Below are 12,420 nucleotides of genomic sequence, written 5' to 3'. Positions count from 1 at the left end.
TATTTCCTACAACTCCATCTTATGCAACCCCGGGTCATTCGGGTCCCATTGATTCTTTTTCATTATCCCTTCCAGGTAAGCGATCTCATCGGGCATATTGGCCGACATGCCCAATTGATTGATCACAGACCAGCAATTGAGCACCCCCTCTTTATACCAGGGCATTTCTTTGGTCAGGTTGTATAATTTCGCCAGTCCTTTCAGGGTTTCTTTTTGTTGTAATAGATAATAAGAAAATTGCGCCCTGAAATGCGGACTGTAATAAAACTCATCATTGGCCCAATTCCAGGTATCCATATTGGTATCGGGATGGTGTTTTAACCAGGCGATGGTATAAATGGCCGATGGTAAAATGTCGCCATTAAATCCAACCAGATGCGCAAACGACATGGTAATGTTTTCCTTGGATTGTGGCATGCGCGCTTTAAGTACCTCATTGTATATTTCATGTGCCTGATCAAACTGACACATTTCATGCAATGCATCTGCCAGCGCAATTTTAGCCCGAATGTGACCGCCATCCAATTCCAATGCCTTACGTGCCTGGCTTTCAGCCTGGTTATAATTGGTTAAGATCACATAGGCTTTTGCGGTAGCGGCAAAAAAATCAGGACTGCTCAGGTCTGATAGTTGCACATGTTCCTCGGCAATTTTAAGGGCATGTTCAGGATAACGGTCATCTACAAACCGTTCAATAACCTGCCAAAGGTGCAGATCACGGCCCATTATCTCATCCAGGATCTTATAAATAATTCCCCGGCGGTCTGGCAATGATTGCACAGTTTGCCACTCGGCAAATTGCTCGGGAAAAGATTCGGCAAACGTCATTACCGCATCGGTTTCTTTATTGCGCATTTTCAGGTCCACATCGATACCTGGTTTACATAAATACCGGGGTATAGTGGACTGAAATTCCATTTCAAATTTCTCTGCGGGTGTAGCAGTTTTTTCTTCCTGCCCAGCGGGTGTGGCCGGTTTTTCCTGTCCGGAAGAAGAATCGGTATCGGCTGATTTATTAAACAGCTTCTTAAAAAAACTCATAGTTATTGGGTTTTCAACCATCAAGATAGATAAAATAATTAAATGGGCCCACCTATGCTAAAGCGTCGGTGGGCGAAGCAGAAGGCCCTCCTACGCCAAGGCTTCGGCGGGCGAGGCAGAGGGCGGAGAGAAAAGGCAAAGGGCAATAGCAGAGAGAATTCAACCTGGCCGAGATGGCTTGCCGCTTATCGCTTACGGCTTAAAGCTTACGGCTTACAGCTGGCTGCTGGTATTTGTCTTAATGACACTTTAATGCCTGCTTCAACTTTCAACTTAAAACTTTGAACTTTCAACTTTAGTCTTTCAACTTAAAACTTTGAACAAAGAACTTGCAACTAGGTCGTATCTTGCTATCGTCTTAATACCCATATATCCATTTCTATGCACCTGAAATCATTGCTTCGTTTTTCCTTTTTATTAACGGTTGTTAGTCCTTTTTCCAAAACCCATGCACAAAATCAGCCCCTGCGCTTATGGTATCAGCAACCCGCTGCTGCCTGGACGGATGCCCTGCCGCTTGGCAATGGCCGCCTGGGTGCTATGGTTTTTGGTGGAGTGGGGGAGGAGCACCTGCAACTGAATGAGGAAACCTTGTGGAGCGGCCGGCCGCGTTCCTATTCCCATCCCGGTGCGGCGCAATACCTGCAGCCAATGCGGCAACTGCTGGCGGAAGGAAAACAGGCGGAAGCAGAAGCAATGGGGGAGAAGTATTTTATGGGCCTGAAAGACCCTGACGACAGCGCCTACCAATTACAAAAAGACGCCTGGTTCAAATCTGTACGTATGCAAACCGAACCGGCGGCTGTTACCTATAACGACAACAACTGGCCAACCATGCAATTGCCCACACCCGAAGGGTGGGAGCGTGTTGGGCTGGAAGGTACCGATGGTTCTTTATGGTTCCGTACAACCTTTAACGTACCGGCAAAATGGCTGGGCAAGAACCTGGTGCTCGATCTCGGCCGCATTCGCGATATGGATTTTACCTATGTGAATGGGCAATTGGTGGGACATGATGAAGGCATCAGTAAAAAAAGAAAATATACCATTCCTGCTTCGGCATTAAAAGAAGGAAAGAATACAGTAGCCATCCAGGTGATCAATTTCTTTGATAAGGGTGGTTTTACCGGGGTAAAAGGCACGGCCAAAACATTGGTGGTATATCCCGAAGGCGGTGATGTGGATACAGTTTCATTGGGCAATACCTGGAAATATTTTATTCAGAACGATACACCACCGGCATTGCCCCGCTATGAAGCAGATTACCTGCCTTTTGGCGATCTGTATTTCCGTTTTGCGCATGGCAATAACAGCACCAATTACAAACGGTCGCTCGAATTGGACAGCGCCATCTCCCGCATTTCCTATACAGTAAATGGTGTTTCTTACAACCGCGAATATTTTATCAGCGCCCCGCATCAAAGTGTGGTAATGCATTTAACTGCCAGTAAACCCGGTGCGCTTTCTTTACAGGCGGTGCTGAATACACCTCATAAGAAATATGTAATAAAGAAAGTTGATGATCATACGCTTTCGTTGTCATTGGAAGTAAGCAATGGCGTGTTAAAAGCAGTAGGTTATTTATATGCTACAGCAACAGGTGGCAAACTAACGGTGAGCGACACAGCCATCAACCTGCAGCAGGCTACCGAAGCTGACTTTTACCTGGTAGCTGCCACCAGTTTCAAAAATTATAAAGATGTGTCGGGTGATCCCGTGGCGGCCTGTAATGCCGCCCTGGCCGGGGTGAAAGGTGTTCCTTATAACACCATAAAAGCAGCGCATTTGAAAGAATACCGCCAGCTGTTTGCAACTTTTAGTTTTACTGTTCCCGCTGGTAAGAATACAACATTACCAACAAATGAACGTATTCGCCAGTTCAATATGAAGGATGATGCCACGCTGGTGCCTTTGTTTTTGATGTACAGCCGGTACCTGTTGATCTCTTCTTCCCGCCCTGGTACGCAGCCTGCTAACCTGCAGGGGATCTGGAACGATCTGTTGACTCCCCCCTGGGGCAGTAAGTATACGACCAACATCAACCTGGAAATGAATTACTGGACTGCCGAAGTGTTGAATCTCTCCACTTGTACGCAGCCTTTGTTTCAAATGATAAACGAGCTGGCCGTAACCGGATATCAAACGGCTAAAGACCATTACGATGCGCCGGGTTGGGTGCTGCATCACAATACCGATCTGTGGCGGGGCACGGCGCCTATCAATGCGAGTAACCATGGTATTTGGGTTACCGGCGCCGCCTGGTTAACACTTCATATTTGGGAGCATTTCCTGTATACCCAGGATACGGCTTTCCTGCGTGCACAATATGCCAATCTGCAGGGGGCAGCGCAGTTCTTCGAAAAGTTCCTGGTAAAAGATCCCAAAACCGGGTATTTGATCAGCACCCCTTCCAATTCACCGGAGCACGGCGGACTGGTAGCTGGCCCAACCATGGACCACCAGATCATCAGGGAGTTGTTCCGGAATTGCAGTGCAGCAGCTGCGGTACTTAAAACCGATGCTGCTTTTGCTGAAAGATTGAAAACGCTGATCCCGCAAATTGCGCCTAACAAGATCGGCAAACACAATCAATTGCAGGAGTGGATGGAAGACGTGGACGATATAAAAGACGAGCACCGCCATATTTCTCATTTATGGGGCGTATTCCCCGGTTCGGATATAACCTGGAAAGATTCAGCTATGATGAAAGCGGCTCGCCAGTCATTGATCTATCGCGGCGATGGAGGCACCGGCTGGAGCCTTGCCTGGAAAGTGAATGTATGGGCACGATTCAAAGAAGGGGATCACGCTTTGTTGATGATCAAAAACCTGTTCACGCCAGCCATCGATGACAATGGCCGGGAAAGAGGCGGCGTATATAATAACTTATTCGATGCACATCCACCCTTCCAGATCGATGGTAATTTTGGCGGCTCTTCGGGTATTGCAGAAATGATCATTCAAAGCCATACTGGTGTTATTGAATTATTACCGGCGCTGCCTACCGAATTACCCGATGGGGAAGTGAAAGGCATTTGTGCCCGGGGTGGTTTTGTACTGGACATAACCTGGAAACAGGGCAAACTACAACAGGTAAAACTGGTTTCTAAAAATGGCAATCCATGCCGATTGAAATACGGAGCAAAGGAAATAGAGCTGGCAACAAAAAAGAATGGTACTTATACGTTTAATGGAAGTTTGAATCGGTAATGGTGAAACCCAAAATGAATATGATGCTTTGTAAAATAAAGAGTCTTCTTGTTTTAGTTGGTGTTTTGTGTTTTTTTAATGCGTCTGCGCAGGTACGGAGTGATGTGTCATTGAATAACAACTGGCAATCCATAGCCAACGATACCAATCAGCGTGCGTATGACGGGTTTGAAAACCCTTCCTACAATACGGCAACCTGGCAACCGGTAACTGTGCCCCATAACTGGGATGCCTATGAAGGCTATCGCCGGTTGTTGCATGGCAACCGCCATGGCTATGCCTGGTATCGAAGAACATTTACCGTAGTTCATAAAGAAAAAGGCAAAAGATATTTTTTATGGTTCGAAGGGGTAAGTTCATTTGCTACTGTATGGGTGAATGGCAAAAAAGCAGGTGAACATGCCGGTGGCAGAACCACTTTTACTTTAGATATTACCGATCTGCTCATTGATAATAACAAACCCAATTTGTTGGCCGTGCGTGCCGATCACCCGGCGAATATTCAAACCCTGCCCTGGGTATGTGGCGGCTGTTCCGATGAACGTGGTTTTAGTGAGGGTTCGCAACCCATGGGTATTTTTCGTCCGGTGCATTTGATCACCACCAGTGAAGTTCGGGTAGAACCGTTTGGGGTACATATCTGGAACGATACGGCCGTGTCTGAAAAATCGGCCCAATTGCACCTGGCAACTACGGTTAAGAATTATAGCAGTAAACCGGTTACCATCACCATCATCCAACGCCTGTTGAACAAGGCGAAACAGGTGGTGGTTACTACAACTACTAACAGTACCCTGCAACCGGGTGCTGTAGCAGAAACGCCGCAGCAGTTGCCGGTGATAAAAACACCGCACCTGTGGTCATTGAGCGATCCCTATTGTTATACGCTGGTTACGGAAGTGCTGCAAAATGGTCAGGTGACCGATGTTGCCGAAACACCTTATGGCATCCGCTGGATCAGCTGGCCCATAGGCAGAAGCGGTTCCAGCAAACAATTCTTCCTGAATGGAAAACCGGTCTTCATCAATGGTATTGCCGAGTACGAGCACCTGATGGGGGGCGGACATGCCTTTAGCGATGCAGAAGTAAGAGCACGGGTACAACAAATAAAAGCAGTCGGCTTCAATGCTTTCCGCGATGCACACCAGCCGCACAACTTACGGTACCAACACCTGCTCGATAGTATGGGGTTGCTTTGGTGGACGCAATTGTCGGCCCACGTTTGGTACAACACACCCGAGTTTAAAAATAACTTTAAAACATTATTGAAAGAGTGGGTAATAGAACGCCGCAACAGTCCTTCCCTGGTGTTGTGGGGGCTGCAGAATGAAAGCAAGATCCCGGAAGATTTTGCGCGGGAATGCACGCAGTTGATCCGTGAACTGGACCCCACTGCAAGTTCCCAGCGAAAAGTGACCACCTGCAATGGCGGTGAAGGAACTGATTGGGATGTGCCCCAGAACTGGACGGGCACCTATGGCGGCAATCCGGCTGCTTATGGCAGCGATGTTATTCGTCAGCAGTTGATCGGTGAGTATGGCGCCTGGCGCACCCTTGATTTACATACAGAGGGCGGCTTTGTGCAGAACGGAACACTGAGTGAAGATCGCATGACCCAGCTGATGGAAACGAAAGTGCGGTTGGCCGAATCAGTGAAGGACAGTACCTGTGGTCAATTCTTCTGGATCTATACCTCGCACGATAACCCCGGCCGGGTGCAGAGTGGGGAAGGGCTCCGTGAGCTCGATCGCATTGGCCCAGTGAATTACAAAGGCCTGTTAACACCCTGGGAAGAACCGCTGGATGCATTTTATATGTACCGCGCCAATTACGCGCCAAAAGAAACCTCGCCCATGGTGTACATTGTTTCGCACACCTGGCCCGGCCGCTGGACAACTCCAGGTAAGAAGGACGGCATTGTAGTGTACTCCAATTGCGACGAAGTAGAGTTGTACAATGATATATTAAGCGTTCCCTTAGGCAAACGCAAGCGAAATGGTATCGGTACCCATTTTCAGTGGGATGGGGTTGATATAAAATACAATGTATTGTATGCGGTAGGTTTGGTGAATGGAAGGATGGTGACGACAGATTATATTGTGTTGCAACATTTGCCGCAGGCGCCGGGTTTTAAAATGTTTTATCCTGTTCCTCGTCCCTATATAAAGGATAATGCGCCCAGACCACCAGGCCCAAACTATTTATACCGCGTAAACTGTGGCGGTCCCGATTACAAGGACAGCGAGGGTAATACCTGGCTGGCCGATCGTGAGAAAAAGTCGAATAATACCTGGGGTTCTGTTTCCTGGACAAAACAATTCCCGGGCATGCCGGCATTCTATGCCAGCCAACGACAGACGTACGATCCCATTAAAGGAACAGCCGACTGGCCATTGTATCAAACCTTCCGTTATGGATTACAACAATTGCGTTATGAATTTCCGGTACCTGACGGCGACTACACCGTAGAGTTGTATTTTACGGAACCGTGGTGGGGAACCGGTGACGGTTTGAATTGCAAAGGCTGGCGCCTATTTGATGTAGCTGTCAATAATAAAACAGTTATTAAAAACCTCGATATCTGGGCGGAATCCGGTCATGATTCTGCATTACAAAAAACAGTGAATGTACATGTAACTGGTGGACAGCTGGCTATTTCGTTCCCGCATATTGAAGCGGGCCAGGCCATTATCTCGGCTATTGCCATTGCTACAGACAATCACAAGATAAAGCCTGCAGCGCCTTCGCCTGCTTTGATTGGTAAACTGGAAGTAAAGGATAGTGAAGGGTCTAAAGCGGCAACCGCAAAAACCTGGTTGAATACCGGTGATAAACAATTTACCAATAACGACATTGCGTTTACAGCATTGCCGCCAACCTTATACGGGGCAGAATGGATCCAGCTACCGGAAGGGGCAAAGTCTGGTTCAGCTTCCTTTACCGTTACTGCTGATGCAGATGTTTTCATAGCCATAGACAGCAGCCTGCAAAAACCTGAATGGATGAAAGAATTTGAAGATACAAAGATGGTATTGCAGAATACAAAGGAAGTCTATAAGCTTTTGCGTAAGCGTTTTGCCGCCAACGCTGCGGTGAATGTACAGGAACTTTATACTACAATCGTTACGCCGGTGACTACCCTGCAACCGCCTTTCGATCAAAAAGCCACCACCAGCTATAAAATGGACCAGGCTGTAACATCCGGAGATGGAGTCACCCGACAAACCATAAACAAACGGGAATCGGTGGTGTTTACCAAACCTGCCGGTAGTCAGGTAGATGTTACCATCAATACCGGAGTAGGCGATGTGTATTCACTTACCTTCCGGTATTATAATCCTTCCACAGCCATTCACAAAGCAACCTGGCAGTTGTTACAAGCTGATGGTACGGTACTTAAAACAGAAGCCATGGAGTTTACCAATACACGCGAAGGAAAATGGAATTATTTCACCACTACCAGCGGCTCTATGATCAATGCCGGCAAATACATCGTACGCATAACCGCTACTGATGCCGAAGGGGTGGCGATTGGGGGAGTGGATGTGCAGTAGGGCAAAGGGCAGAAGGCAGAGGGCAGAGGGAAAAGACAATAGGCATGGGCAATGGGGCCCTCTTTGTTTTTAGCATCCCCTCCTGGGAGGGGCAGGGGTGGGTATATTATTTCATGTGTTCATTTCAGCTTATTGAAATTACACTTTACCACATTGAATAGGCAATAGCCGATAGAAATAAAAAACGCTGAACGTTAGATATACGTTCAGCGTTTTTTATTTTAAGGAGATCGGGAAATTCACCGGTACTAAAAGCCATGGTCAATTGTTTTTCATCACGAATCAACTATTTACTTTTACTTAACAATTGTCAATAACACGGCTATCAGTTGAAATAACACGGCTATTGTCAAAACAGCACACTTATCAAATAATGTTGAATTTTTAAATGAGAACATTATCTTTAATGTGCCTATAGAATACCTGATTTGCAAAATGCTAAGCTTGCTAATATGTGCCACAAACCATTCGTTATCCTGATTTGTAATGATTATCTCCCATTTTTCCCAGTCCGTACACAGGATAGCCCGCCGGGATAGCTGAAATTGTTGATTTTCCTACTTCATTTATCGCAGCCAATTAATAGTCGCTTACGCGAAGGGGATGACTATGTTCCTAATCCTTTCGTTAGCTGCTGGTCTGTTCACGAAATCATTATACCCTAACCAGGCAACGTAAATATGTTTATGAAAAAGATATATCTTTTCCGGGTCCTTATTTTCCTGCTTTCTATAACAAACCGTTTATTTGCGCAGGACCTGCCAAAAATTATTCCCCCTGATCCTATTGCTATGCAATATCAGAAGTACGGTGATTATCCGGTGAGTAATTTTACAGGGGTGCCTGATATCATCATTCCGTTATACTCGATCAAGGAAGGCGATTTAGAGGTGCCCATATCATTAAGTTACCATGCTTCCGGCATAAAACCTACCGACCCAAATGGAATGGTGGGTGCCGGCTGGGTACTCAACACGGGGGGCATCATCACCCGCACACAATTAAAGTCCTCTGATGAGTCCGCTTTATGGCCTGACTACTATGGCTGGCCCACAGAAGAACATGTAAACCATATATTGACTTTTGACCGGAATAATTCAGATTCGTTGATGTATTTATCCTGGGCCGCCCAGGGCAATACCATGCCCGATATCTTCTCCTATAATTTTCTGGGAAATACGGGAAAATTTATATTTAGAAACTTCCATCCAATAAATTATAATGAAGAGTGCCTGTTGTTCGACTATAAACCCCTTTCAATAAAAGGCGAGCGCACAGATGGCCATCTGGCCGGTTTTGATGTCATCGATGAAAAAGGGCTGAAATATGCATTTAATTACCCTGGCTCAGGTGGTGTTGGAAGTGGGTCAACGGCCTGGCTTTTAAATACCTTGACTTCTGCTACAGATCCGGCGAATGTAATCGCTTATACTTATAGACCCGGTTATTCTGAAACCGTACGCAGATGGGCTGATACTTATACAAGAGACGATAATGCCAGTACACTTACGGTGACACGGGGAAATTGTGGTGGATCGTGGCCTATTGCTTCTTTCGCCAATTATTATGAAGATCCTGATGTTTTTGAAAGTTATCCACTTGAAACAGCAACCATGGATGCCCCTGCTGTAATATCATTCCGGAGTGGAGAGGTCAGGTTTAGCTACGACGGGACAACAAAGAGATTGTCGCGTATGGAAGTGTATGATAAGTCAAATAATCTGATAAAAAGAATTGATTTTACCATAAATCAAACTTCATGGACTACAAGAGCTTTTCTGAAGGAAATAAAATTTTATGACGCTACAGGGGCTTACCTTAATAAGTATGCGTTCAATTATAATAGTGAATCGTCTCAGCAGTTCGCTACCAATAAAGTCGGAGTGGATTTCTGGGGCTATTACAACGGCAATAATAGCATGCCATTGATCCCTACGTTCAAGTTTGAGTTTTACGGCTATGCCGGTAGTTTCATGAGTGTTGTAGGTACAAACGACCGCCAGACTTCCGAAGAACTAATGAAAATATATACGTTGGAGGAGATCATATACCCTACCGGTGGTAAAACTGATTTTGAATTTGAGGCCAATAAGATCGATCGTGTGGGTATTATTCCAAATTACTATACATTAGACGTAGGTGGTTTGAGAATAAAACGAAAATTAAATTATACGGCCGATGGTAAACTGGCAGAGGTAAAAGAGTATGAATATAGTGGTGCACAAATGGATGTGCTGCCTACAAAAGAATACTTTTCTTCATCGCAGTATGGCGGCGTGGTGGCTTTTCATGGTTTTGAAATGTTCCGCCGCGTATATGTTACCAGCGACCCTACAGTAGATATTGCCCCGCATGGCAGCCCGGTGGTGTATACGACCGTAAAAGAACATACCATGGGCGCGGACTACAAAACCGGCGTGCCCTATGCTACCACTGAATACGGGTACGACTACAAACCTTATACGTATGCTTTTTCCACCACCAACGGACCCACTAACGACGGTAACTATCCAATCTACCGGGCATATCAAAACGTGTATGAGGCGCATAATGATGGTAAGTTGACATACATTAGTAAATATGGACCGAATAATAAAGTTACGAGTACCTACTACGAATATGAGGAGATCCCCGGCGAGTCGGTGCGGGGTTTTTATGGGGAGGATTTTGCATTTTGGATACCGGATCCCTGCCCGTGTGATGAATATGGGGCTTGTTCAGGAAATCCTGATGATACCTGGCCGCGCAGCTCAGGTGTCTGGTCTGCCTGGAACTTTGGTGATGTAGTGTTCAATAGCAGCCGCAAACGGCTGATCAGTGAAACTACCGTTGATAATGTGCAGATACAAACAGATTACGTGTATGATAATCCCATACATGAACAGCCTACCAAAAAGATAGTACAGAACAGTAAGAGTGAAACCATTACAACCACCTATACCTACCCGCATGATTATCCTTCCCAGGAACCATATGCCAGTATGATCAGCCGGCATATCTGGTCGCCGGTGATAGAAGAAAAAACAACCAAAGCGGGCATTTTTGACCCTTTACAAATAGTAAAAACAAATTTTGCATCCTGGAATGGCATGATCCTGCCGCAATCGGTTGAAACCAAAGTGCAAAAAAATGCGCAGGAAGAACGCACCCGGTTCGATTCGTATGATGACCGGGGTAATGTTACCACCGTGTCAAAAACAAACGATGTTAAAATGTCGTACGTGTGGGGTTATAATAAAACGATGCCTATTGCTGAAGTAACCAATGCTTCTGCTGACCAAATCGCCTATACTTCTTTTGAAGACCTGGAATATGGTGGCTGGTCATTGAAGCCAGGCAGCTACTGCCCCTGGTATAACGATGTTACGGGTAGAAGGATTTGCGTTGGCGGGGTAACTAAAACAGTACCTGCCGGTAGCTACGTTGTTACCTTATGGGCAAATGGTAATTGTACCGTGAATGGTTTGGCCGGTACCCAGCTGGCGGTAAGTAAACGTATTGGCAGTTGGCGTTTATTGGAATGGAAGCTGGACAATGTGAGCGCTGTTGACATTAACGGCGATTATATTGATGAGGTACGGCTGTACCCGGCGGATGCCCAAATGGTAACCTATACCTACGATCCGCTTATTGGAATGACCGCCAAAACAGATGTCAATAACCGCATCAGTTACTTTGAATATGATGCTGCCGGACGCTTGCTGCATATAAAGGACGATGCGTATAACATTCTAAAAAAATACCAGTACGCTTATCAGGATAATAGTGAGAATGCCGACCAAAGCCGCGTTCCGCAATGGCAATACACCGGTGGTTTTAAGTACACCTATTGCCAGCAAAATCCACTCTTTATTACAGATAAGCTGTTGGAAGAGGTTGATGCCAACCCCAATAGCACTACTTATGGCACAAATCGTTATATAATAAATACCGGTAATATACCCGATCAGAGTGCGCTTGAATGGCAGTACACAGATAACTATATGTGTGAAGAAGTAGATGGACAGAAAACCGGCCGCCAGTTCCGGGAACAGAAAAATGTGAATCCCTGTTCCTTGAAATATAACAATACCCGGTGGGCGGTTTTCTCCACTAATTCGCCCGATTGCAAAAAGCCCGCAATATATACTAATACGGTTGACTTAAGCGAATATTATTATTCGTCATTGTGCGCTGACGGCTATGCGCCCCTGCCTGTTTATGTATCTATGCCGCCCGGTAAGTTTACTTCTACCATATCTTACGATGATGTACTGGTTCAGGCATCTAACTATGCACATAGCATTGCCGATCAAACCGGTCAATGTGAATTGCAGCCTATACAGGTGAGTTTTGCAAATAACTCATCTGAGCAAGGTGAAAAATTTGAGATAATTATGCGGCAGGTTAATAATACAGACATCAATTATGATTTTAAAGATGTGGACTATTATCAAAACCTGGAAATACTGCCCGGTACTTATGAAATGTGGATCTATCCCAAGTCGTGGAGTATATTTTTCCCGGTGTCCTATGTTTATTACCTGGGCTGTAATGATGAGTTAGTTGGCGGTGAGGTTTATATAAATAGGGTGACGTTTAGCACTGACTGTAATACCATCACTATTTTATAAAT

General features: G+C 45.7%; 4 protein-coding genes. 3 read left to right on the top strand and 1 reads right to left on the bottom strand.

What is annotated here, in order from left to right; all coding sequences use genetic code 11:
- Window positions 1-6: 6 nt before the first annotated feature.
- A complete protein-coding gene (locus BMX95_RS13050) occupies window positions 7-1,041 on the bottom strand; it encodes a tetratricopeptide repeat protein (protein ID WP_081204773.1) in 1,035 nt (344 codons plus the stop codon).
- A gap of 381 nt (window positions 1,042-1,422) precedes the next feature.
- Between BMX95_RS13050 and BMX95_RS13040 the strand changes: the two genes are divergently transcribed.
- The 3 genes from BMX95_RS13040 to BMX95_RS13030 all read left to right on the top strand — a co-directional run bounded on the left by BMX95_RS13040 (window position 1,423) and on the right by BMX95_RS13030 (window position 12,418).
- Entirely contained in the window at window positions 1,423-4,251 is a 2,829-nt protein-coding gene (locus tag BMX95_RS13040) for a glycoside hydrolase family 95 protein (RefSeq protein ID WP_081204775.1), read from the top strand.
- 20 nt (window positions 4,252-4,271) lie between these two features.
- Window positions 4,272-7,805: a malectin domain-containing carbohydrate-binding protein gene (locus tag BMX95_RS13035; RefSeq protein WP_242673275.1), complete on the top strand. Its 3,534-nt coding sequence runs from the start codon at window positions 4,272-4,274 to the stop codon at window positions 7,803-7,805.
- Window positions 7,806-8,491: 686 nt separating this feature from the next.
- The gene (locus BMX95_RS13030; RefSeq protein WP_133054095.1) at window positions 8,492-12,418 is read left to right on the top strand and encodes a DUF5977 domain-containing protein; all 3,927 of its coding nucleotides are present in this window, start codon (window positions 8,492-8,494) and stop codon (window positions 12,416-12,418) included.
- Window positions 12,419-12,420: the final 2 nt, after the last annotated feature.

It is taken from the genome of Niastella yeongjuensis, assembly GCF_900110245.1.
In the GTDB taxonomy this organism is placed as follows: Bacteria; Bacteroidota; Bacteroidia; order Chitinophagales; family Chitinophagaceae; genus Niastella; species Niastella yeongjuensis.
This window is presented reverse-complemented; position numbering and strand designations above follow the sequence as displayed.

Coding starts and splice junctions, on each gene's coding strand:
- BMX95_RS13040 (WP_081204775.1), top strand. CDS start 1,423: ATGCACCTGAAATCATTGCTTCGTTTTTCCTTTTTATTAACGGTTGTT.
- BMX95_RS13030 (WP_133054095.1), top strand. CDS start 8,492: ATGAAAAAGATATATCTTTTCCGGGTCCTTATTTTCCTGCTTTCTATA.
- BMX95_RS13050 (WP_081204773.1), bottom strand. CDS start 1,041: ATGAGTTTTTTTAAGAAGCTGTTTAATAAATCAGCCGATACCGATTCT.
- BMX95_RS13035 (WP_242673275.1), top strand. CDS start 4,272: ATGATGCTTTGTAAAATAAAGAGTCTTCTTGTTTTAGTTGGTGTTTTG.